Here is a 23,702-nt window from a genome sequence, read left to right as displayed (position 1 = left end):
CCCTCCCCTTAGCAATTATTTTTTTATCATTTCATGGTAGAGAGAATGTATTTCTCCAAGCGAATGAAATACCGGTAAATGTAAGTACGCTCTTTTACCTTGCCCATGATACCACAGTCCCAGCACACACTTTCCAGCACTCATCAATTTCAGTGACACGCTATCATCTCCACCAAGAATAATCGCCATAAATACTTGCTCGCGCCATAAAAAATGCTTTATTGTGATAACCTACAAGTCGAGTATTTCAGCAGCATAACGCTGTTTGGCTAAAAAGATATAAATCCTTTCGGCAATTGAAGAGACCGTGATATGAAATTCTCTCAACTGCTGCAATAACAATTTTCGTCTAACCGGAGACAAAGGAATACTTCCAGAGTCGGCATATGTTGTATCTTTAACATTTCAGTGCTCAACACGACTGATAGCCAGACTACTCCAGTAGACAGTGTTAGCTGTAGTAGTTTCATACTATGTTCAGTGCTGCGAAGTACATGGCGACTATCGTGATGACCATCACAATTAAAGAAATATGCCGCTTCACCGATGAATCTTTATTGCATTTGAGCCTGGACAGTTTAAAACATTAGAATTAATAACCTTACATTTGATTTTGTAGCAGTATTTAATCCTGTTTTCGTTTCGGTCTGAACACAGACTTGAAATTATCATTCATGATATTGAGCTCTCCCGCAAAATAAAAGACACATTTCATCAATAATATTATAAAATATTTCACAATCATGGTAAACACTTACAAACAAGACATTCGACATGTTAGTTTTTTAAAAGTGCTTCTTTCATGATTACTCTTAAATCACAATCATAAACGTTTATCGTATCGATCTATTTTTTGTTATTTTGATTCAAATTCACTATTATTATCAATGAATTATATTAAATATCGGCGTCCTGGGAGGGGGCCAGACACTTTGGTGGTGTGGCTTTTATTATTGATACCCGCTTTACATGAACGTCTCTCATTAATATTTTCAGACCTATCTTCAGCCTGTGATCAATAATTCTCATTCGCTCAAATGACATTATCTATGCGTAATAAAATAATGCTTACCCTAGCGACTGTCGGTATGATATATGGCGCGTCGACTTTTACTGCTGGCGCTATTGCCACCACTGACGCTGGCGGGAGGGCGATGACCTCAGTGTCTCAGCCATTGATGCGTCGGACAGCATTGTGCCGGACAGCGAGAGCATCAAAGTAGACCAGGGTCTCAGCAGCAGGCAAGTCCTCGAGTTCGGTTTCAGTTATTATCAATCTTACCGGGTATTTATTTGAGGGCCTCGGAAGTACTTCAGGCGCGGGTGCCGCCACTATTCAACAGTGGCCATGACATTCCCGAGTGTTCTGCCCCCACTGGACGGTCATTTGGCTAAAGGAGAAATAGCAAATACTGCAAGCAATTCTGTTACTAATGTGGCTATTCAGCTTCTGACAGGTGATGGCGTTAATCCTGTGGACCTGAGCAAGGCACCTACAGCAGGTGATATTACGCTGGATATCTATTCGGCGACTAATAAGCTGAATTTCTTTGCACGTATGATAACCGCTGGAGGATCAATCTCCCAAGGCACTGTCGGCACCACAGTCATCTATAATCAGAAACACTTCTGATACGGCCCACAAGCCGATATTTATTTCAGATATTAATAAACAGTTTCGCTGTCCATTTATCTGGTATGTCCGGACGCCAGAATTGTTTATTTCTTCAGTGATGCGCTGTTATTTCACGGAACGGTTTAAATCAGCAGCGGCGGATTTTCATTTATACAGGCAACACGGATAGCGGCTTATACCATGAAACTGAATTGGCCTACACTGCTAATTACTCTGAATATACTGACGTTGCCAGTAGAGACGACGGAGTTCAGCGCCGATTCTCTTAAAAGCAGTGACCACCTCAGTGTGGATTTATCCGCCTTCAGCCGGGATGGCTATATTGCGCCAGGGGTTTACCTGCTTGATATTTACGTGAATGACAGACTCATTTACAATCAATAAAAAGTCAGTGTGGTGGAGATTAGCGACGAGCACTCACGGTTCTGCATCATCTCTGCACTGGCAGACATGCTCGGGTTAAAAGAGGAGAACCGCCGACTACTCGGGCCCGTCCGGCAGTGTCTGAAACTGAACACTACGCATGGTAAAGTAACATACAGCCCGGATAACCAATCTCTGTTAGTCACTCTGCCCCAAGTCTGGATAGAATACCAGAATCTGGCTTGAGTACCCCGCCCCGCTGAAGTGATGGTGTCACAGCCGCCCTGCTGAGCTATAACCTGATGACGAACCTGTGGTCTACATTCCACTGGTATTGGCATCTGAAGCTGCACGCGAAAGATCTGGCTGGAAAATGGCATAGCCATTCATAGTCTCAGCCAAGCATGTACTGCAATTGACCCTGCAGATCTCGTCAATTTTGAATCTCTGGCTGTCGCTTGCATATGCTGGGTTCTCCTTAGCCCCCTCGTTCCTAAGTTTGTAATGCAGAGACGGTTTTTATGTTTGTAAATTTTCTGGCGCGATGGTTTTGCTCACAAGTGGTAAGTTGTTTTTCTTTTCCAGTGTAATATGTTAAATTTCTCGCACTGATTAATTCACTTTTTGTACGACATGCACAATCTAACGCCAGAATTATTGCAAACTCCATCTGTAAGAAGCAACAGAGACAGAAGTCTTGATATAGCCAAGGGAATTATGATGCTGTCTGTTGTTGCTGGACACATTGCAAATTTCCCATTTGGGGAGGTATTCTATTACTATCAAGTTGCCGGATTTTTTCTGCTATCGGGTTATTTCTTTCATTACGACAAGTATGCTGACAGATTTAGTAAATTTTTAAAAAGCAGATCAAAGCTTATTTGTCAGTACCTTATTTATTCTGCGATAATCATATCGGCGCATAATTTACTTACTGAGTTTGGGTTACAACCTACAAATTACATTTATTACTCACCTACTGATTATGTCACAGCATTTATACGGTCTATAACAATACCATCTGAAGCACTGGCAGGTGCAATGTGGTTCATACCAGTATTGATTTTAATGCAGTTTGTTTTTTATTGGCTAAATAGAGTGGTTAAAGAAAATAAACTGCTAATTGGATCTTCAGTTTTAATTTTATTCTTCATTGGTTGGTGGATTGTAAAAAGCAATGCAATTGCTAACAATCCCTACATAAACACTCACATTCCAAACGCACAATACTTCGTCTATTTGCCGTTTTTCTACATAGGCTATGTATTTAAAAAATTTGGATTCAAATCCTTGAGCAGCATAAATGCTATGCTGCCAGCGCTAATCGTCATGGTCCTTAGTTACATTGTAATACGGCCAACTATGTATTTATACGGAAGCATTGATCCATATTGCTTTATCTTTTTATCGCTTATTAGCATTTCTCTCGTAATTGGTATTTCTTACCACATAAAATCTAACATACTCGTTAGATTTTTCACAACAATAGGCGAGAATACAGTACACATCCTCGCTATGCACTTCTTCTTTTTCAAGATAGCTACTCTTCTATTAACCATTGTAGGGCTCAAGCAAATTGATGATCTTCATCGCATTGACGGCCCATCTAATGGGTCAATCATTGAAACAATAACATATCTTTCATTCGGTATAGTTTTCCCATTAGTTCTTGTATCCTTAGTAAGGAAGATAAGAAGTAAGATTTTTGTAAATAAATATTCTCCGGCATAGCCGGAGGTTTTTCAGATGCGTCTGTAAGGCTATCTTACCCGCAGCCCCTAACAGGCGCATACGATCTAACATTTACATTAAGCTTCGTTACTTACGGCCCGTAAACGGACTGCCCGGATTAGGAGAAATGGTTCTGGCAGAAGTAAGCACGCGTCATGTTGCAGAATTTCTTGAGCTATGGATCGCGGAAGGTAAAAACACGATGGCGGGGGCGACGAGGTCTGTACTATCTGACATGTTTTGTGAAGCTGTTGTAGAAGGAAGAATAACACTGAATCCGGTTGAAAAAGCCAAGGTACCAAAAATTGAAGTTGCAAGGGAGCGCTTGCGAATAGAGGTTTATAATGCTACACGAGCATATGCCCTCATGGTTCCCTCTCGCGATGGATTTAGCACTCGTTACAGGTCAACGTAGGGAGGATATCGTAAACATGAAATTTAATGATGTTTTTGACAACCGCTTATACGTAACTCAAATTAAAACCGGAATGAAAATAGCTATTCCCCTATCCCTGACCCTTGAGGTGCCAGGGTTACGTCCGGGAACGGTTATCGATCGCTGCCGGCTGGTAAGCAGAACCGATTTCATGATCAGTGCAGGAATCAGGAAAAATAGCCCGACCGGGAATATTCACCCGGATGGGCTCACAAAGAAATTTGTAAAAGCCAGAAAAATTTCAGGTGTTAAATTCAGTGATAACCCACCGACATTTCACGAGATCCGTGGCCTGGCTGGTCGGCTGTACAAAGACGAACGCGGCGAGGAATTCGCTCAAAAACTACTGGGCCACACCTCAGAGAACACCACGAAACCCTATCTCGATGAACGCAATAATAAAGCTTACGTGATGCTCTGATTTTACTGTAAAAGAAATGTTAACCCGGATTTGGATGTGATCTAACCAAAAAGACCGGAATACAGAAATTTGAGGAAATTTCGAGGGGAAACGCATAACCAATTGATTTACAATAGAAATAAAAAGAGACCGAATTCGATTCCTGTTCTCACTAAAAATAAAAATTCACTTTAAATTCATATAGTTAAACAAAAAACCACTATTTTATCGTCTGAAATACGTTCCGTTGCGTTCTAATAGATTCAATTAGTTATCACTTTTTCCGTTTTAATTCGGGCAGATTACGGGCAAGTTTTCCTCTTATTATTAGCTCTCCTGACCGCATAAATAATAACGTTTTTTTAACGAATAACGATTTCGTTCTTAACTAGCTATGGAGTTTTATAAGTTCACCAGATGTCACATCCCACACTCGACATCTTTAGCTAGCACGCTAATCTATAATCTGAGAAAATGTTAAACACTTGCCGCTTGTGACAAAAAACAGATTTTAAGCGAAAAAGCGAGGGTCTGCTGTTAAATTTACCAATGATTCAGGCAGCTATCATTATACCGGGACACTGCAAGAATCCACTTTATTGCTTGTATTCTATTGAGTTTTCCGCAACTTCTTCGAACTAACCACCGTCATCCTACCGCCAAGTAGTGAGGTACTGCAAACCAGCTAGTTCATTGAGCACATCGCTGCGGCCATCATCAGTGTAAAAGTCGAAAGGTTCGCATACCCCAATAAATACATAGCAAGAATATTAATAGCTAACGAAGTTGTGAGTTGGTTCATGTTTTTTATCTGTTACGTATGAAATAAGAATTATCTGCAATGTTAATGCGAAGCGTCAGGCGCAGTCGCCTCGTTGAGTAAAAACTCAACAAGATTTACGGAGTTACAATGATCGATAAATTAGTGCTTACGGTTACACCAATTTTCTCCATCCCGCCGCGTGGTGCAGCCGCAGTAGAGATATGGATGTACCAAGTTGCACGGCGAACAAAAACTACCAAACAGAATCGCTTGTATTAAGAATGAAGGTTATAGCGATTTTTTAAAGGTAAATGACCATTGTTCTGTTCATCGCATAGGTTTCAGCGGACTCTATAAGCGCCTCTTTCAGAAGTGGACTCGCCTTGACCCGCTCCCCTACTCACAGCGCATTCTGAATATTGCAAAAGACTTTAACGTTACCGATGATAGTGTAATCATCGTTCATAACAGCATAAAGCTGTACCGCCAGATCCGCAAAAGAGCCCCAAAGGCAAAAATGGTTATGCATATGCATAATGCTTTCGAACCTGATGGGTTAGATCAAAACGTTAAAACGATCGTCCCCAGCATGATTTTGAAGAAGCATTATCAGGCGTACCTGCCGAATGCTGATATCGCTATCGTCCCTAATGGTATTGACCTGGAGGCCTATCAGAAAAACGTTGTACCACTGCAAAAGTCTGACCTGGGAATAACTCCGGAGAAAAAAACGATTTTCTTTGCAGGCCTTATATCACCGGATAAGGGAGTGACTTTGCTTTTACAGGCGTTCGAACAACTCCTCAAGGAACGCAACGATATAGAGTTAGTTGTCGTTGGTAACTATATGAGTAAAAGTAAAGGTGAAAAAGCAACCTATCAGCGTGAGGTGCGGGAATTAGCAAAACGGCTAAAACCACACTGTCATATGGTTGAAGGTGTAACGCCTGAAGAGATATACAATTACTATTCGTTAGCAGTTCTGGTTGTTATTCCCTTTCAATTCCAGGAACCGTTCTGCATGGTTGCAATTGAAGCAATGGGGGCAGGAAAGCCTGTACTGGTCAGTACACGCGGCGGGATGACTGAGCTCGTAAAAGAGGGGGATACCGGCTTCCATTTGCAGGAGCCAATGACCCCGGAGACCATTGCCAGGGACATTAATAAAGCGCTGGCATCCCCTGATTTAAACGATATTGCCTTACATGGACAACGTTGTGTGGAAGAGAAATTCCCGTGAGAAAAAGTAACCCAGCGGTTTGAGGAAGTGGTTAATAACTGGTTTAGATAATTAATGTGTATTAGCTCAAATGTGAGCTGACATATCTATGGCACAGCGCCAAACCTAATCTGACTGTCCGCCCTGTGCCAGAAGCGGACGCTGATCATAGTGTGTACAGGCCACCAGTACGATATATTATAAAGCCACCAGATTGCAGCTTTCATAAAGCTATGGGTATTCAAATGCAGCAAAGCTATAAACCGGGCTTAATTAAATAATGCCTTTGCGAACCTACTTTAGGAAAGTCCGGTAGCGACATTTGAAGTATATAACCCTGTTTTTCATAAAAAGGGAGAGCCTGGAAGCTAAAGGTATCTACAAGTCCATGAACACAGCCTTTGCGCAAACCTTCTTTTTCGGCCATCTCCATAAGTTGACTCCCCAGACCGCGGCTCCTTGCAGATTCACTTACCCAAAGATAGTCGATGCAAAGCCACGGACCTTTTCTGTCAGCAATTAATCCGCCTACCATTTCGCCGCTTTCGTTTCTGCAGTAGACCCCAAGCTGCCCATTTTTACTAAAATCGACGAACTGAGCATTGTAGCTTCTTAATCCGGCTAATAGTTCTTCTTTATCAAATTCAGTAACTTGATGTGTAATTTGAATGTCCATACATATCCAATTGAACAAGTTTGCATTTGGAATATAACGTTATAAATAAGTTAATTAAATGTATCAATAGAAAGTTTATTTTTACTCCTGCGGGGCAGGTCACGTCCACTACTCGCTTAAAGCAAACTGTCAGTTGGAGTCTGAGCTGGTACAATTAATGTGCCACTGGTTAGAAATCAGTAATACGATTTTATCAGGCTGATACTCTGGCCTGTCAGGATTTGAGGTATCCACCCGGTTTACCAGCCCACTGTATTTGGCACCAGTGGAACCCACTTCCCGATCCAGGATATCCAGTATCCACCGCCGAACCTCTTTCCCCAAAAGATATGTGCAACCTCAAGCGCCTTGTCTGGATGATGACCACGGTATGAAGTTTGATAACGCGTGGAATCAGGGCGTTTGGTACGCTCTCCGTTCAGCAACTGGACGCCCTTCTCCCCAGCCTTTCAGCGTTGAAGATTTGCCAGCGCTGGGTGAAGAGTGTAGGCGAATTATGAAAATCACTTCTGCCGTTTATACTTCGAAAAAGACGTTATCAGAAAGGTGGTTCGCAAGCGCGGAGTTATTAAACCTTTACTTAACGAAATACGGTTTAAGTTGCTTGAATTGCAGCAGAAAGAAAACGACGGCTTGATGATGCTGGACAAATTAAGCGAGCATGGCATCAATGGACTGATACGCCGTCAATAAAAGGAAGGGTGCATGGACGATCCCGTCACATCACCAATCACAACAGAAGAGCACAAAACAACATTTCACAGCGTAAAGGATAAAACACGATGCCATTTTCAATCAAAAACATATGTTCAGGTCCACAAGGACACTACCCAGAAATCTCCGGACCTATACAGAACAAGCCAGTACCGAGGAATTGCACACTGATCTCAACAACATGCAAAATACAGGAGTATACAGTATTCAGCAGATGTTCCTGCAGTTTTGAAATGCGACCACCCGGTACAGAAGAAAGAACCCCACGACTAAAACTCTCAGCAACAGAGCTCTTATGGCTATCTAAAACAATAGAAACAGAGATGCGCAACACAAAAGAATGAGCCTGTCAGTAATTCTGTGTAACTGCCCAGTTATTAAAGGTGATCGCTCAGGCGGTCACCGAACTCGATAATAAAACGGCTCATCGCCAGCCGCCAGTTCTGGATCGGCATACTCCATTTTTTTGACGCATCCTTGATTGCCAGATAAATAACTTTTCGTACTGAGTCATCTGTTGGGAACACCTTGCGTTTCTTAATCGCGGCACGGATCACGCAGTTCAGGGATTCGATTGCGTTTGTCGTATAGATGGCCTTGCGGATATCCGGCGGATAACTGAAGAGCGTATTGAGGTTTTCCCGGTGCGCACGCCAGCTTTTGCTGATTTGCGGATATTTATCGTCCCGGACTTTCGCGAACGCATCCATCGCCATCAGTGCCGCCTCTTCGGTCGGGCCTGAGGCCGCTGGTGGCGGCTTTGTAGTCTTTCCAGGACACGTATTTCAGGCAGTTACGCACCATATGAATGATGCACAGCTGGATATGGGGCTGCGGGAAGACGCTGTTTATCGCATCCGGGAAGCCCTTCAGACCATCCACACAGGCAATCAGGATGTCCTGAATATCAGGAAGAAGCAGGTCTTCATAGCCCACTATTGCGGCATCCCCTGCCCGGCGAGGTACAACGTCCCCCATTCGCCTGGCGCGGTGAATATCATGTTCAGTTAAGACGCTAGATAGCTACCCAGCATCTCCTCCACAAGAGGTCGCAGACCATCCAAAAATGTCTTTTTCGCGCTCTCCATCGCTCTTGCTCCGATAGTGCGCTCTGCATCGGTATTACCGACCAGCCCAGACGGCCTCAGCTCTGTGTCAGACAGCGTCCGGTACGTTTCCTCATAATCCGATATTTGCTTTTCACGAAGCGCGTTAACGCGTTCCGGCGCTTTGCGTTCCAGCACGCTGTGTAACGGCCCCCACTGCAGTATCCACTCCCTGAACTCGCTTTTTTCAGCGGCTTTCACCTGAAGCTCCGCGGCCTGAAGGTCTGAAACCGTCACGCCGGATATTCTAAAGAAACGCATTTCTGCCGTCACGCTGGTCAGCCCGAGTGATTTCTTCAGCTTATTCTGATACGCCAGCCAGACCTCAATTTCATCAACTAGAGCCAGCGTTCTGACCTTTTCCCGGGCAATCTGTTCCAGTTTTTCCAGACGGAACATCTCACGCCCCGTGGCAACCAGCGCCGCGAGATTGTTATCGTATTGCCCTTTTTCTGCATCATGTACCAGTTGTACGTTCTTCATCTGGTGCAGAGCAAGTGTGACCCGATCCTGGCAGCTTGCTGTTGCCTCTGTTGCCATGGCAAAGGTTTTTGCTCTCAGCGCCTCATCTTCAGCCAGTTGTACCAGCCAGGACGATATCTGTGCCTTAAATCCCGCGTCCTTTATGCAGTTTTCCGTCTCACCTAGTCTGTCCAGGAAGAGGCTGAAGGCAGCAGCGTTATCTTCCTGTCCGAACATATGCCATCTGTCTGCAGGAGCCGGTTCCCCCTCCCGGGCAGGCACCAGCCAGTCAGCGGCCGCCAGGTGCAGTGCCCGGGCTTCCCGGGGGGCGGAGGCCCCCGCCATATCGAATAGTATCCTGGGGCCTGAATAGCCTGGCGCGCTGGTGATCTCCCGCAGCGCCTGCAGAGTGCGTTCAGACAGAGGATTGCCTTCCAGATTTACGCTTGCCTCTGAAGACAGACCCGTGATGCTTTCCGGCAGGCGGGTCAGTTGGTTATTGCGGGCATACAACCGTTGTAGGCCTGACGGCAGCGCCGGCAGGCGGGTCAACTGTGGGTTAGCATCAACCGACAGCGTCTGTAGTCCTTCCGGCAACGGCGGCAGGCGCACCAGTTGTGGATTGCGCTCGAGCGTCAGCAACTCCAGTCCTGCCGGCAACAGCGGCAGGCTGGTCAGTTGATTATCTGATACCGACAGCACCTGTAGTCCTGCCGGCAACGGCGGCAGGCTGGTCAGTTGGTTACCTGCTACCAACAGCCTCCGTAGTCCTGCCGGCAACGGCGGCAGGCGGGTCAGTTGATTACCTGCTACCGACAGCATCTGTAGTCCTGCCGGCAACGGCGGCAGGCTGGTCAGTTGGTTACGTGCTACCAACAGCATCTGTAGTCCTGCCGGCAACGGCGGCAGGCTGGTCAGTTGGTTACCTGCTACCGACAGCGTCTGTAGTCCTGCCGGCAACGGCGGCAGACTGGTCAGTTGGTTACCTGATACCGTCAGCACCACCAGTCCTGCCGGCAATGGCGGCAGGCTGGTCAGTTGGTTATCTTCGACAGTAAGCACCTCCAGTCCTGACGGCAACGGCGGCAGGCTGGTCAGTTGGTTATCTTCGACAGTAAGCACCTCCAGTCCTGACGGCAGCGTCGGCAGGCTGGTCAGATAATTATTATGAGGAATAACCAATGTTGTTATATGCGCTGGTAAACGGTCTGGTAAGGCGGTAAGGCCTGACTCTCCCACATTAAGCTCTCGACTGCCGTTATTCAGGCAGGTACATATTCTCTGTACCGTCGCAGCACGACCGCGTAACTCTTCTGCTGGCGCAGCCCCCTTCCATTCTGACCAGACAGCATCATACTCTGCTGGTGTCTGTGGAGCCGCCGGAGCCGGAAGGGGGGATACCTGGAGTGTCCCGGATGCCCCTTCCGCATGTTCTGTACATTCCTCTCCCTGTTCTATGTCCATGGTGAAGCGATATGTTTCATTGTGCCCCTGGCAATTCACGGTATAGTTCCCGGCGTCATCAAGGGTGACCGACAATATCTCCTGGTTGTCTGCATCCAGGATACAGAAGTGGCTTTCCCCGTGGCGGCCGGAGTGAATGCTTTCCTCGTATCCGGCATACACGAGCATCCTGAGCTGTTCAAATCTGCTGACCACATCCTCCCGCGTCGTTCCGACCGAAGGGTGGCAAATCGTCCAGATACATTCCTGCGCTTCAGTCTGGTGCGTTGAGCAGAAAAACTCCTTAATTTTTTCCCATAAGCTCATTTCAGGCGGGGTTGCAGATTGGGCTATACAGTTAATACGAAGGTTAGTGATTGTGGCGGGAAGACATCCGCTTCCAACATGCAAGGGCATAATAAAAAACCTTTATAAATTTACACATAATGTCTGTCTGGCGGACATCCTCTTTCCCTGGTCTTAATTTCACAATAAGGTTATCGACGGATTCATGGTCGTCCTGCCATGGCGGGCTTCAGTAGGTGCAGAAGAAAAATCCGTTATGATGACCGGATGGCGGGACTGTCATTTTGCAGCTAAAGGTGTCGATTTTTTCAGGGGCGCTTTCTACGATGACCAGATCATCCGGCATCAGCGCCCGGGCGTTCAATTTTGGCAGGCAGATCCCTGACCCTTGAGGCGCCAGGGTTACGTCCGGGAACGGTTATCGATCGCTGCCGGCTGGTAAGCAGAACCGATCTCATGATCAGTGCCGGAATCAGGAAAAATAGCCCTACTGGGAATATTCATCCGGATGGATTGACAAAGACATTTGTAAAAGCAAGAAAAGCCTCCGGCGCTAACTTCAGCAATAATCCACCGACATTTCACGAGATCCGAAGTCTGGCCGGGCGGCTGTACAAAAACGAGCACGGCGAGGTGTTCGCCCAAAAACTCCTGGGCCACACATCAGCGAACACCACGAAACTCTATCTCGATGAGCGTGATGATAAAGCTTATATGATGCTCTAATACTCCAATTTTCGTTGTGAAATAAATGTTAAATTTAATTTGATTGTGATATAACCAAAAAGACCGGAATACAGAAATTCGGACAAATTTCGGACATTTTCGGACAAGCGTTTTTAATTGTTTGATTTGTAAGGAAAATAAAAAGAGACCGAATACGATTCCTGTATTCGGTCCAGGGAAATGGCTCTTGGGAGAGAGCCGTGCGCTAAAAGTTGGCATTAATGCAGGCTAAATCGCCTTGCCCTTTAAGAATAGATGACGACGCCAGGTTTTCCAGTTTGTGACGAAGGTGATTGAAAAAACCTGGCGTTTTGTCTGTCATCAGAGATAAAAAAACCGTAAGTCTTTTCGTGAAGATTTACGGTTTTTTATTAAAAATCAGTCAGCTATTGGATGGATCACAAAGCTTTTGCGCACGTTCGATAAACGGTGCCAGACTCATTTTCTCACCGGGCTTCGCCGGGTTATCGATTTGAATGACGGCAATAGGCTGAGCGCGCGTTTTACCCTCCGCTACTTGCTGTTCGGCAATGGCATTCAAGGGATACTGCACCAGCGTACTGGGGTTGATCACATAGAGCGCCTGGCCAGGCCGACAGGTCAACATGACCTCTTCCCGATTAAACGCCCACTTGTCTTTTCCTACTTCAAAACGACTTACGGTAATCACCTGCGGCGCCGCCAACGCTACGCCCGAAGTGGCCAGCAGAAGCGCCGGAAGGAGTATTTTTTTCATTCGTTATGCCAGTCCATCAGAAAGGTTCGAGGGTTGCAAACAGGCTGACGATCGCCAGAACTATGCCTCCAACTCCCCATTCAATTTGCGTCATCCTGACAAACCATAGGTCAGTCCGGGGATTTTCCTGTCGCATACGTGGTACGAGAACATACCGATTCGTCAGCGCAATTGCTACCATAAGCACCACCAGCGCACATTTTAACAAAAGCAACTGTCCATAGGTGGTCTGCCAGATAGCGGTAAATCCCGTGATAAATAGCGTGTTGCCAATGCCTGTGAGCAATACGCCCGCCACAAAAAAGTGACCATAACGAGAAAAACGCATCATGGCGCTAATAGCATGTTGACGCCAGCGTCCCTGAGCCATGCGCATACAATAAACCACTGGTAACAGCCCGCCAAACCAGGCTGCGGCACAGAGCAAATGCAGAGCATGGTTAATCTGCTGTAATGTTCCCGCTACACCGTCGCGCATCGTCGCATGTCCAACGCCTGCCAGCAGGATAAACTGAGCAACGGTTAGAATAAGAAGCCGTCGTTGCATTTTTACCGGCGCAATGACTACCACCGCCAGCGTGACCAGCGCGAGGATAATTTGCCATATCCAGACCGCGCCAAAGCGGGTTTGCAGTACCGCGCCCCACACCGAGACGGAAAAAACATCGGGCCAGCCGCCGCCCATCAGTCCGCCCTGAATCGCCAGCATGAAAGCCGCGCTGATAACGCTCCAGGCGGCGGCATGTCGTTGCAGATGTAAAAATCGACGCGTCATTAAACGACGAATTGGTGCGGGTGACAGCCAGGCGCCGTAAAGCGCGCAGCCGTAGACCAGCATCAAACTAGCAAAATGAATAAATCGGAGAGTTATCCAGACGAATGTCAGCATCATTTATTTCACGCTGAAGGTGTATTTCCCTTTTGTTTTATGTCCATCCACCGACACAACGTGCCAGTCTACCGTATAAGCGCCAGATTTTAACGGCTGCTCAAGCGGGATAATCAACTGCGTTTTATCCTGTTCATTTCGCTTTGCCGGGCGCGTTTTGATGAGCTCTTGCTGAGGGCCAGTAATGGTTGCGCCGCTGAATCCTGACTCAATCCCTTCAGAAAAATTCAGAGTCAGCGCCTGTGGCGAGGCCGTAACGGCAGCATTCGCCGCTGGATACTGATGCGTCAGGTGCGCATGTGCCCAGGCCGCTGGCGTCGCAAATGTCGATGCCAGCAGCAATAAAGCTAAACGTCGCGATGGTGCAGAAGAAGCCATATTCACTATTCCTTTTTGTTATGCCTACGTTACAAAGAATAACCTTCAACAATCAATGAGTCGAGGATCATCATTTCCATCTTGCCATTACCGCGGACTCTTAGTACCTTCTGGCGGCAACAAAAAAGGAGACGCGTATGAAAACGAATCTGGCTCAGCTTGAACAAGTGGAAATGGATAAAGTCAATGTGGACCTGGCGGCAGCCGGGGTGGCATTTAAAGAGCGCTACAATATGCCTGTTGTCGCGGAGGCGGTCGAACGTGAGCAGCCAGAGCATCTACGCGCCTGGTTTCGCGAGCGGCTGATTGCCCATCGTCTGGCTTCCGTATCACTATCCCGACTCCCTTACGAACCCAAAGTTAAATAAAAATTATATAACGTTACACTTCCTTACATGCAGACGACTACATTATAAGGCGATTCTTAACCTATGCTTTTTAGAATGGCTGTAGAGACTATGAAAAGGAAGTCATTATGTCCTCCTGGAAAATTGCTGCTGCGCAGTATGCGCCCCTGAACGCCTCGCCGGCGGAGCATGTCGCCCATCATCTGGAATATATTGAGCTTGCGGCTCGTCAACAGTGCGAACTGCTGGTCTTTCCGTCACTGTCGCTATTAGGCTGCGACGAAAGGAATAAATCGTTGCCCGCCCCGCCTGACGAGGCGCTTTTACAGCCGCTCACTCATGCGGCCGATACCCACCATATGACTATCATTGTGGGTATGCCTGTTGAGCATAACTGCCGCTTCGTAAAAGGCATCGCTATTTTTGCCCCATGGCTAACGTCGCCGCTCATGTTTCACAAAAGTCATGGCGCCTGTATTGCCAGGCAGCGAAGCGCTATCAACGTGGTGGATGAGCAGCCAGAAGGTGGTGATATAGATCCCTCATTTACGTTATTCACAACCAGTCAATGTCTTAACGAACCTGAACTCCATGCTTCTACCTCACGCTTACAACGTTTTTCGCATAAATATGCGCTGGCCGTACTGATGGCCAATGCCTGTGGCAGTAGCGCGCTGTGGGATGAAAGCGGGCAACTTATTGTTCGTGCCGATTGCGGTTCGCTATTACTGACGGGCCTGCGCACAACCGAGGGTTGGCAAGGCGATATCATTCCATTACGCTAAGGTCTTTCGGTGAGGAATGAATCATGTTGCGGATTATAGACACGGAAACCTGCGGGCTGCAGGGCGGGATCGTAGAGATAGCCTCTGTAGATGTCATTGATGGCAACATTGTCAATCCCATGAGTCACCTGATACGCCCCGATCGCCCTATTACGCCGCAGGCGATGGCGATACACCGTATTACCGAAGCCATGGTCGCCGATAAGCCGTGGATTGAAGATGTCATACCGCTTTATTACGGTAGTGAGTGGTATGTCGCTCACAATGCCAGTTTCGACAGACGCGTATTACCTGAATTGCCGGGTGAGTGGATCTGTACCATGAAGTTGTCGCGACGCCTGTGGCCGGGAATAAAATACAGCAATATGGCGCTCTATAAATCGCGCAAACTAAGCGTACAAACGCCGCCGGGGCTGCGGGCTGCACCATCACCGGGCGCTTTATGATTGCTATATCACCGCCGCCTTGCTGATTGATATTATGCGAACCACTGGCTGGACCGCGGAAGAGATGGTCAATATCACGGGCCGTCCTGCGCTGTTAACCACTTTCTCGTTCGGTAAATACCGCGGTAAGGCGGTATCTGAAGTCGCAAAACGCGATCCGGGCTATTTACGCTGGCTTTTTAATAACCTTGATAATATGAGCCCGGAACTTCGCCTGACGCTTAAACACTACCTGGAAGATGTTCAGGCTGGCGAGCAACGCAGCAATGGAACACCACAATAACCCGCGACGCTCACAAGCCGTTGCGGGCGCGCGCGTCTATGCGCTATGTAAGGTTCCCTGCGCCAGGCCGATTAAAAAGGCGAACTCCAGCGCGACGCCTTCGTAGGATTTAAACCGCCCCGACTTACCACCGTGCCCGGAGTCCATATCCGTACATAACAGCAGCAGACGTTGGTCCGTTTTTAGCTCGCGTAATTTTGCCACCCACTTCGCCGGCTCCCAGTATTGCACCTGGGAATCGTGCAATCCTGTCGTCACCAGCAGGTGCGGATAGTCCTGCGCTTTGACATTGTCATAAGGACTATAGCTTTTCATATAGTCATAATATTCAATATCCTGCGGGTTCCCCCACTCTTCAAACTCTCCTGTCGTTAGTGGGATCGACTCATCCAGCATCGTGGTTAATACATCAACAAAGGGTACCTGGGCAATAACGCCGTGGAAAAGCTCGGGGCGTTCGTTGATAGCGACGCCCATTAGCATTCCGCCCGCGCTCCCGCCCATCCCATAACACAGCGACGGCGAACCGTAACCCAGTTTTAATAAGGCATCGCAGGCATCAAGATAGTCATTAAAAGTATTCCGCTTTTTGAGGAACTTGCCATCTTCATACCACTGCTGCCCCAGCTCACCGCCGCCGCGAACGTGTACGATTGCGTAAACAAAGCCACGATCCAGCAAGCTCAGTCGGCTGCTGCTGAAGTCGGCGTCAATACTGGAACCGTAAGATCCGTAGCCGTAAACCAGAAGCGGATTTTGCCCTTTACGAAAATACTTCTGATGATAAACCAGCGATACTGGCACTTCGACGCCGTCGCGTGCGGTGATCCACAGGTGTTCGCTCTGATAACAGCCAGAATCAAACCCAGGCACTTCCGTCTGTTTAAGTACCCGTCGTTCTCCGGTATCCATATCCAGTTCAAACAAGGTATCTGGCGTCGTCATTGAAGAATAGCCGTAACGCAGCCGGGAGGTCTCAGGTTCGGGATTATAGGCAAGCCACGTCACGTAAGCCGGATCGTCAAAGGCGATGCCTATCACTTCACGGGTTTTACGGTTAATTTGCCGCAGGCTGGTAAGCCCCCGTTGACGCTCTTCGACCACTAACCAGTCGGTAAACAGGGTAAACCCTTCCAGCATAATATGCTCGCGCGGAGGGATCAGTTCTTCCCAGGCGTTTTCATTGCGCACGCGGGTACGGTATAACCCAAAGTTTTTACCGTTCCGGTTAGAACGCAGGTAAAACTTATGTTGATAGTGATCGAGACTATATTCATGGTCTTTGCGGCGCGGTAAAAATGAAAACGGCTCGGCATCGGCCAGTTCCGCGTCAAGTAATAGCACTTCGCTAGTGGTGGCGCTGGCAAGATGAATCACCACATAATGCTGCGAAGTGGTTTTATGCAGGCTGACATAAAAGGTATCGTCTTTTTCTTCATATACCAGTTCATCTTGCGATGACGGAGTGCCAATCGTGTGCCGCCAAACCTGATAGGGCAGCAGCGTCTTCTTATGCTTACGCACATAGTAAAGGGTCAGGGAATCATTGGCCCAGACGAATTCAGGCGCAACGTTATCCAGCAGTTCCGGATACCAGTTACCGCTTTCGAGGTTACGAAAACGCAACCCATACTGACGACGGGATAAATAATCTTCTGCCAGCGCCATGATGGTATTATCCGGCGTAATGGCAAGCCCGCCGAGCGTATAAAATTCGCTGTGCGCGGCCCGCTGGTTCGCATCGAGCAAGGTTTCCCACACATCCCACTCTTCGCTTAACGCCGATTGTCGTTGATAGATGGCATATTCGCAGCCGGGTTCATAGATATAACGGTAGCGATAGCCATTTTTCACATACGGAGCGGAAACTTCTCTGGGCGGGATGCGATCGATAATTTCTTTTAGAATGCGGTCCTGTAACGCCTGCTGAGAGGACATGACCTTCCGGCCATACTCATTTTCCTGATGCAGGTAATCAAGGACTTCCGGCTGCGAGCGAGTGTCATCTCGCAGCCAGTAATAATTATCAATGCGCGTATCGCCATGTACGGTCATGGCATAGGGAATTCGATTGGCTTTTGGCAACATGTCGTTTTTTCTTTTGCGTTAATATTTGTTATATATCACGCGGCAAACACAGCGGCTTAGCATGGTAGTCCCGGTCGCTCACCTCGGTAAACGCCTGAGATGTCACTGCTTCGCCGCTATCCTGCAACATGAATGACGTAAACTATCCATCCTATAAGGGTGGCAAAAGACACGCATGATGCAAGCGAAACATGTTACTTAATGGCAGGTTATCAGCCTGGTAGCGCTTGTTTTTGCTGCTGCAAGTCCTGCTCGATACCGTCCCGAACCTCTTGAGGAATTTTTAGCGCGTCTCCTAACGCATTCAGATAGCTACGTTCCATAAAGTGGTCAATATCAATGGCGGCGCAGCTCAGGAAGTAGATTTCCAGGGCTTCTTCTTCATTACGAACGCCCTGTGCCAGACGTTGTGGATCAAGCGGCTGCTCAATAGCTTTCTCGATAAACACACGCCCTTGCTCTTCAACACCTGACTCTCGCAGTTGGTGCTCAATCGCCGCGCGTTCTTTGGCATCAATATGCCCATCGCTTTTTGCAGCAAAAACCAGCGCCAGGATCAGTCGCTCAGTGCGAACATCCAGCGGCGTACTTTGGCTGCCGAATTGCGGCTCCCCCTGATGCGCGGCGCGTACTTTATCTTTGTACTTATTCCACAATACGGAACCCGCCACCGCGCCGCCGCCCACCAGCAAAGCGCCAGTACCGTATTTGGTTAATAATTTGCGCGAAGACTTATTGGCGACCAACAGTCCAGCCAGACCGCCCAGCGCGCCGGGAACCAGCAGTTTATTTAACCCCTGTTCACCGGAAGGCGATGCGGAAGCGCCTTTTTGTCCAAGAAGTGATTGTAATTGGTTCAACCAGTTAGCCATAGTACCCCTCAAATACAGACCAATAATGGTCAAGCGTACCTGAGGGGATGTCAGGAATTGTCTGTTCCGGCAAAAGAAGCGCAAATTACGCTGCTAGCGGGGCTTATATTCCGCCTTGCCGGCTTTGCAATCAACGATGACCTGATAATGAATATCGGCACTTTTACCGCGAACAGTTAGCGGAACTGTCCATTTATCATTTTGACCCACAACGTCCTGCACATTAACCCACGCGACCGGGTCAGCCTGACCGACCTTTTTTTGGTCGTCTGCCCACCGCACGATACGATGTTGCTGGTAGTCGCGCTTCACGCTTGCCGCAATCCCAGCGGCATCCAGCCCTTCGCACTGCGGAAACTTAACCGATTTACTCTCGGTGGATGCCGCAAATGCCGATACGCTGGCGGATAACAACAGCAGGCTCAACAACGCTCCTCTTTTATTCATACTTTTCTCCTTAGCACAATGATTCAGGAAAAGCATGGTACAAAACGCCGGGAGCGCAAGTACGGGTTCAGGCGGCTTGCTTTTTCGTTTTACTCGCGGCGTCCTTTTCAACCGCCTGCGGAGAAGGCAACTTACCGGTTTTGAGGATAGTGCTTAACACCTCTTTATGTTCCGCCAGCCACAGCGACAACGCTTCGCGCTGCCCATCTTCCAGCACGACTGGCGACTGCTCAAGCCAGGTATCAAGAAGATCGGCAGTATCGAGCATTTTGTCCCAGGCGTCGGCTTCCTTTTTACTGGTAAATGACATCTTCTCCTCACCCTCGCGAATGACTACGTATTTAACTTCAACCGCCATTTTGCAGCCCCTTATTTACCTGTGTTTATATACAGTGTATTGCAAGACAGCAAGAAAAGCAATCTATTCGAAAAGACATACGCAAACGTTTCCGTATATACTGCGCGCAGGTAAATAAGGGGACAGAAATATGACGCTATTAGGCACTGCGCTGCGTCCGGCAGCAACGCGGGTGATGTTATTAGGGGCAGGAGAATTAGGAAAAGAGGTAGCGATTGAATGCCAACGCCTGGGGATCGAGGTTATCGCCGTCGATCGCTATCCTGATGCTCCCGCCATGCATGTGGCTCACCGTTCACACGTCATTAATATGCTGGACGGCGAGGCGCTACGTCATGTGATTACAGAGGAAAAACCGCATTATATCGTGCCGGAAATAGAAGCGATCGCCACCGATACGCTGCGCGAGCTGGAGGGCGAAGGACTGAATGTCGTGCCTTGCGCTCGTGCAACGCAGCTCACGATGAACCGCGAAGGGATCCGTCGCCTGGCCGCAGAAGAATTAGGTCTGCCGACATCGACGTATCGCTTTGCCGACAGTGAGGCCAGTTTTCATGATGCGGTAGCCGCAGTGGGTTTTCCTTGCATCGTCAAACCGGTCATGAGCTCTTCCGGCAAAGGCCAGAGCTTTATCCGCTCGGCCGAACAACTCGCGCAGGCATGGGAGTATGCTCAACAGGGCGGACGCGCTGGCGCGGGTCGCGTGATTGTGGAAGGCGTGGTTAAATTTGATTTTGAAATTACGCTGCTCACCGTTAGCGCCGTCGATGGCGTGCATTTCTGCGCGCCGGTCGGTCATCGTCAGCAAGATGGCGACTATCGCGAATCCTGGCAGCCACAGCAGATGAGCGAACTGGCGCTGAAGCGGGCGCAAGAGATTGCTCGTCATGTGGTACTGGCGTTAGGCGGTCATGGTCTGTTCGGCGTTGAACTCTTCGTCTGCGGCGATGAAGTCATTTTCAGCGAAGTCTCCCCTCGCCCGCACGATACCGGAATGGTCACGTTGATTTCTCAGGATCTCTCTGAGTTTGCGCTGCATGTGCGCGCCTTTCTGGGAATGCCCGTAGGCGCTATTCGCCAGTATGGTCCCGCTGCCTCGGCCGTGATTCTGCCGCAGCTTACCAGTCAAAATGTGACGTTTGATAATGTACACGCGGCGGTAGGGGCCGGAGTGCAGGTACGGCTGTTTGGTAAGCCTGAGATCGACGGCAGCCGTCGTCTTGGTGTAGCGTTAGCGACAGGTGAAAACGTTGAAGAAGCGGTGATAAGAGCGAAAAAAGCCGCCAGCCGCGTGACGGTAAAAGGCTAATGCGCTATAGCCTGATGGCGACGTTAGCGCATTTTTATCAGGCCTGCCAGATCGCCACTCGTAAGCCCGATAAGCAAGCGCCATCGGGCATTTAACGGCTTACTGCTTCGCGCCTTCTACCGCTTCGCGCGCCAGTTTGGTGATGCGTTCGTAATCACCCGCTTCCAGCGCGTCAGCCGGCACCAGCCAGGAACCGCCGATGCACAACACGCTTTTCAGCGCCAGATAGTCACGATAGTTTGCCGGAGAGATGCCGCCGGTTGGGCAGAAACGTACCTGAGAGAACGGACCGGCAATCGCCTGCAACGCTTTAGTGCCGCCATTCGCTTCCGCCGGGAAGAATTTGAACTCTTTCAGACCATAGTCCATGCCCAACATCAGTTCAGAAACGGTGCTAATACCGGGAATCAATGGGATAGTGCCTGCCGTCGCGGCTTTCAGCAGTGGCTCAGTCAGTCCCGGGCTAATCGCAAACTGCGCGCCCGCTTCCGTCACCTCCGCCAACTGCTGCGGATTGAGAACGGTTCCGGCACCGACAATCGCTTCCGGCACGTCTTTAGCGATAGCGCGAATAGCATCCATCGCGCAGGCCGTACGTAAAGTCACTTCCAGAACGCGAACGCCCCCGGCCACCAGCGCTTTAGCCATCGGCACCGCGTGCTCCAGTTTATTGACTACAATGACCGGGACAACCGGGCCGGTGGTCAGGATTGCTTCTGCACTTGTTTTCCAGTTTTTCATCGGAATTCTTCTCTCGCCTGATTACTAGTGTGTCATCTTAAAAAGTGATACAGGTTGCGCCCTGCTCCGCACCCGACAGCTTTTCGCGCAGCGCGCCAAACAACTCACGCCCCGTTCCGACGCGCGACGCGCTCAGGTCCGGAATATGAGGCTGACGAGCGGCAAGTTCCGCCTCGTCGACCAGCAGAGTTAACTCACCTGTCTGCCCATTCACGCGAATGATGTCGCCATCGCGCACTTTTGCCAGTAAGCCGCCATCGTAGGCTTCCGGCGTTACGTGGATAGCTGAAGGCACTTTACCCGAAGCGCCTGAAAGTCGTCCATCAGTAACTAACGCGATTTTGAAACGGCGGTCCAATAATACACCAAGTGGCGGCATGAGTTTATGTAATTCTGGCATTCCATTCGCTTTTGGTCCCTGATGACGCACGACAACGACACAATCCCGGTCAAGCAGGCCCGCGTCAAACGCAGGCAGCACATCATGCTGACTTTCAAATACCATGGCAGGCGCTTCAATGATCTGGTTTTCAACCGGTACCGCAGACGTCTTCATTACTGCGCGCCCCAGATTACCGCTTAGCACCTTAGTACCGCCGTGAGGAGAGAACGGCTTATCAAAAGAGGCAATGACATCGTTATCCAGTGACCTTTCCGCGCCTTCACGCCAGTCCAGCTCGCCGTTGTTGAGCCAGGGCTCCAGCGTATAGCGTTTCAGGCCGAAGCCTGCGACAGTGTTAACGTCTTCGTGCAGCAATCCGGCATTGAGCAGCTCACGCATCAATACCGGTACGCCGCCCGCCGCCTGGAAGTGGTTAATGTCCGCCGGACCGTTCGGGTACAGACGCGCCATCAACGGAACCACTTCCGACAAATCCGAGAAGTCATCCCAGTTGATCAGAATGCCCGCCGCGCGCGCCATTGCAACCAGATGCATGGTGTGGTTGGTGGAACCGCCGGTAGCCAGCAGCGCGACAATGCCGTTCACCACGACTTTTTCGTCGATCATTTTACCGAGCGGCATCCACGTATTGCCGTTGCCGGTAAGACGTGTTACCTGACGTGCGGCAGCGGCAGTCAATGCCTCGCGCAGCGGCGCATCCGGATGCACAAACGAAGAACCCGGCAACTGCATTCCCATAAACTCCACCACCATCTGGTTGGTGTTGGCGGTGCCGTAAAATGTACAGGTGCCCGGCGCATGGTAAGAGGCGGCTTCTGACTCCAGCAGCGCCATTCTGTCTACTTTTCCTTCCGCATATAGCTGACGAATACGGACTTTTTCTTTATTCGGCAGGCCGCTCGCCATCGGGCCTGACGGAACAAAAATCGCGGGTAAATGACCAAAAGAGAGCGCGGCCATCGCCAGCCCCGGAACGATTTTGTCGCATACGCCGAGGAATAACGCGCCGTCAAACATATTGTGAGAGAGGCCTACTGCTGCCGACATCGCTATCACTTCGCGGCTGAGTAATGACAACTCCATGCCATCCTGCCCTTGTGTAACGCCATCGCACATTGCCGGTACGCCGCCTGCGACCTGACCTACCGCATTCACGGAATGCAGGGCCTGACGAATAATCTGCGGATAATGTTCATACGGTTGATGCGCAGAGAGCATGTCATTGTAGGAGGTAATGATGGCGATATTATTGCGCAACATACTTTTCAGCGAGGCTTTGTCCTCTGGCTGACAGGCGGCGAAGCCATGCGCCAGGTTGCCGCAGGCCAGTTGAGATCGGTGGACCGTGGCGGTTTTCGCCTGCTCAATGCGGGCAAGATAGGCTTTTCGGGTCTGCTGCGAGCGTTCGACAATGCGCTGTGTTACGCGTAACAAATTAGGATTCATAGAGGCTCCTGAAATTTATCTGTCCGGCTACCGGGTTTACCATGCGTTTCATCAATGTGGAAAGACAGTGAAATACATGATGTCCGGGGATAATGGGGCAAAATCGTTTCAGGCAGTGTAATAAAAAAAGCCTCGCAGGTGAATCCACACGAGGCTTAAAAGTGCAAAAATGATTCTACAATCTGTGTTAGAT

At 49.0% G+C, this 23,702-nt stretch carries 20 protein-coding genes and 5 pseudogenes; 12 read left to right on the top strand and 13 right to left on the bottom strand.

The features are described from left to right. Positions 1–15: 15 nt before the first annotated feature. The gene (locus tag QEN32_RS09585; RefSeq protein WP_001518512.1) at positions 16–189 is read right to left on the bottom strand and encodes a CZB domain-containing protein; all 174 of its coding nucleotides are present in this window, start codon (positions 187–189) and stop codon (positions 16–18) included. 1,198 nt (positions 190–1,387) lie between these two features. On the opposite strand from QEN32_RS09585, the gene QEN32_RS09580 reads away from it, so the two are divergent. The 5 genes and pseudogenes from QEN32_RS09580 (at position 1,388) to QEN32_RS09560 (ending at position 6,569) form a co-directional block, all read left to right on the top strand. Then, positions 1,388–1,633 carry a hypothetical protein gene (locus tag QEN32_RS09580; RefSeq protein ID WP_223154444.1) on the top strand — a complete coding sequence of 82 codons (246 nt, stop codon included), beginning with the start codon at positions 1,388–1,390 and terminating at the stop codon, positions 1,631–1,633. A gap of 183 nt (positions 1,634–1,816) precedes the next feature. Further along, positions 1,817–2,020, top strand: a complete 204-nt coding sequence (locus QEN32_RS09575; RefSeq protein WP_000775184.1) for a FimD/PapC N-terminal domain-containing protein — start codon at positions 1,817–1,819, stop codon at positions 2,018–2,020. Between the two features lie 696 nt (positions 2,021–2,716). Beyond that, positions 2,717–3,730 (top strand): acyltransferase family protein, encoded by a 1,014-nt coding sequence (locus tag QEN32_RS09570; protein WP_280144450.1) that lies wholly within the window; start codon positions 2,717–2,719, stop codon positions 3,728–3,730. A 118-nt stretch (positions 3,731–3,848) separates the two neighbouring features. Then, positions 3,849–4,587: pseudogene (locus QEN32_RS09565) on the top strand (tyrosine-type recombinase/integrase); the annotation flags it as partial. A gap of 889 nt (positions 4,588–5,476) precedes the next feature. After that, positions 5,477–6,569: pseudogene (locus QEN32_RS09560) on the top strand (lipopolysaccharide N-acetylglucosaminyltransferase). A gap of 235 nt (positions 6,570–6,804) precedes the next feature. On the opposite strand, the gene QEN32_RS09555 reads toward QEN32_RS09560, so the two are convergent. Further along, the gene (locus tag QEN32_RS09555) at positions 6,805–7,224 is read right to left on the bottom strand and encodes a GNAT family N-acetyltransferase (RefSeq protein WP_000354405.1); all 420 of its coding nucleotides are present in this window, start codon (positions 7,222–7,224) and stop codon (positions 6,805–6,807) included. 370 nt (positions 7,225–7,594) lie between these two features. Here QEN32_RS09555 and QEN32_RS09550 point away from each other — a divergent pair, with 370 nt between their 5' ends. Together QEN32_RS09550 and QEN32_RS09545 are read left to right on the top strand one after the other, a co-directional pair. Next, the gene (locus tag QEN32_RS09550; protein ID WP_077248438.1) at positions 7,595–7,861 is read left to right on the top strand and encodes a hypothetical protein; all 267 of its coding nucleotides are present in this window, start codon (positions 7,595–7,597) and stop codon (positions 7,859–7,861) included. A gap of 168 nt (positions 7,862–8,029) precedes the next feature. Next, a complete protein-coding gene (locus QEN32_RS09545; RefSeq protein WP_001640444.1) occupies positions 8,030–8,170 on the top strand; it encodes a hypothetical protein in 141 nt (46 codons plus the stop codon). Between the two features lie 145 nt (positions 8,171–8,315). Here QEN32_RS09545 and QEN32_RS09540 read toward each other — a convergent pair. Together QEN32_RS09540 and sspH3 are read right to left on the bottom strand one after the other, a co-directional pair. Continuing rightward, positions 8,316–8,844, bottom strand: a pseudogene (locus QEN32_RS09540) (transposase); the annotation flags it as partial. 101 nt (positions 8,845–8,945) lie between these two features. Then, positions 8,946–11,366 (bottom strand): type III secretion system effector SspH3, encoded by a 2,421-nt coding sequence (gene sspH3 / locus QEN32_RS09535; protein WP_265322383.1) that lies wholly within the window; start codon positions 11,364–11,366, stop codon positions 8,946–8,948. 267 nt (positions 11,367–11,633) lie between these two features. Between sspH3 and QEN32_RS09525 the strand changes: the two are divergent. Next, a pseudogene (locus QEN32_RS09525) lies at positions 11,634–11,981 on the top strand (tyrosine-type recombinase/integrase); the annotation flags it as partial. Positions 11,982–12,363: 382 nt separating this feature from the next. Here the strand turns inward: QEN32_RS09525 and QEN32_RS09520 are convergent. The 3 genes from QEN32_RS09520 to yobA are packed head-to-tail and all read right to left on the bottom strand — an operon-like array spanning position 12,364 to position 13,984. Beyond that, on the bottom strand, positions 12,364–12,717 hold the full coding sequence (locus tag QEN32_RS09520; protein WP_000722368.1) for a YebY family protein: 354 nt from the start codon (positions 12,715–12,717) through the stop codon (positions 12,364–12,366). 16 nt (positions 12,718–12,733) lie between these two features. Continuing rightward, the gene (gene copD, locus QEN32_RS09515; protein WP_000979699.1) at positions 12,734–13,609 is read right to left on the bottom strand and encodes a copper homeostasis membrane protein CopD; all 876 of its coding nucleotides are present in this window, start codon (positions 13,607–13,609) and stop codon (positions 12,734–12,736) included. Next, positions 13,610–13,984 (bottom strand): CopC domain-containing protein YobA, encoded by a 375-nt coding sequence (yobA, locus tag QEN32_RS09510; protein ID WP_000168394.1) that lies wholly within the window; start codon positions 13,982–13,984, stop codon positions 13,610–13,612. A gap of 137 nt (positions 13,985–14,121) precedes the next feature. On the opposite strand from yobA, the gene QEN32_RS09505 reads away from it, so the two are divergent. From QEN32_RS09505 to exoX, 3 genes and pseudogenes are all read left to right on the top strand, one after another. Next, positions 14,122–14,352, top strand: a complete 231-nt coding sequence (locus tag QEN32_RS09505; protein ID WP_000856227.1) for a DNA polymerase III subunit theta — start codon at positions 14,122–14,124, stop codon at positions 14,350–14,352. A 107-nt stretch (positions 14,353–14,459) separates the two neighbouring features. Continuing rightward, positions 14,460–15,116, top strand: a complete 657-nt coding sequence (locus QEN32_RS09500; protein WP_000100257.1) for a carbon-nitrogen hydrolase family protein — start codon at positions 14,460–14,462, stop codon at positions 15,114–15,116. Between the two features lie 23 nt (positions 15,117–15,139). After that, positions 15,140–15,845 (top strand): annotated as a pseudogene (gene exoX / locus QEN32_RS09495) (exodeoxyribonuclease X). A gap of 36 nt (positions 15,846–15,881) precedes the next feature. Here the strand turns inward: exoX and ptrB are convergent. From ptrB to yebG, 4 genes are all read right to left on the bottom strand, one after another. Beyond that, a complete protein-coding gene (gene ptrB / locus QEN32_RS09490; RefSeq protein WP_000936990.1) occupies positions 15,882–17,933 on the bottom strand; it encodes an oligopeptidase B in 2,052 nt (683 codons plus the stop codon). A gap of 212 nt (positions 17,934–18,145) precedes the next feature. After that, positions 18,146–18,805, bottom strand: a complete 660-nt coding sequence (locus QEN32_RS09485; RefSeq protein WP_000024707.1) for a tellurite resistance TerB family protein — start codon at positions 18,803–18,805, stop codon at positions 18,146–18,148. 93 nt (positions 18,806–18,898) lie between these two features. Next, the gene (yebF, locus tag QEN32_RS09480) at positions 18,899–19,252 is read right to left on the bottom strand and encodes a protein YebF (protein WP_265322382.1); all 354 of its coding nucleotides are present in this window, start codon (positions 19,250–19,252) and stop codon (positions 18,899–18,901) included. A 67-nt stretch (positions 19,253–19,319) separates the two neighbouring features. Further along, positions 19,320–19,610, bottom strand: coding sequence for a DNA damage-inducible protein YebG (gene yebG / locus QEN32_RS09475; protein ID WP_000257723.1), 291 nt, complete (start codon positions 19,608–19,610; stop codon positions 19,320–19,322). A 130-nt stretch (positions 19,611–19,740) separates the two neighbouring features. Between yebG and purT the strand changes: the two genes are divergently transcribed. Next, complete coding sequence (gene purT / locus QEN32_RS09470; RefSeq protein ID WP_000173429.1) at positions 19,741–20,919, top strand: formate-dependent phosphoribosylglycinamide formyltransferase; 1,179 nt, start codon at positions 19,741–19,743, stop codon at positions 20,917–20,919. 99 nt (positions 20,920–21,018) lie between these two features. Here the strand turns inward: purT and kdgA are convergent, their stop codons facing one another. Both kdgA and edd read right to left on the bottom strand, forming a co-directional pair. Next, the gene (kdgA, locus tag QEN32_RS09465) at positions 21,019–21,660 is read right to left on the bottom strand and encodes a bifunctional 4-hydroxy-2-oxoglutarate aldolase/2-dehydro-3-deoxy-phosphogluconate aldolase (protein ID WP_080091241.1); all 642 of its coding nucleotides are present in this window, start codon (positions 21,658–21,660) and stop codon (positions 21,019–21,021) included. A 37-nt stretch (positions 21,661–21,697) separates the two neighbouring features. Continuing rightward, entirely contained in the window at positions 21,698–23,509 is a 1,812-nt protein-coding gene (gene edd, locus QEN32_RS09460; RefSeq protein ID WP_001069124.1) for a phosphogluconate dehydratase, read from the bottom strand. Positions 23,510–23,702: the final 193 nt, after the last annotated feature.

It is taken from the genome of Salmonella sp. SA14318, assembly GCF_029866905.1.
In the GTDB taxonomy this organism is placed as follows: Bacteria; Pseudomonadota; Gammaproteobacteria; order Enterobacterales; family Enterobacteriaceae; genus Salmonella; species Salmonella enterica.
Note: the sequence above shows the minus strand (reverse complement) of the source record. Positions and strands in the feature narration are given on the sequence as shown.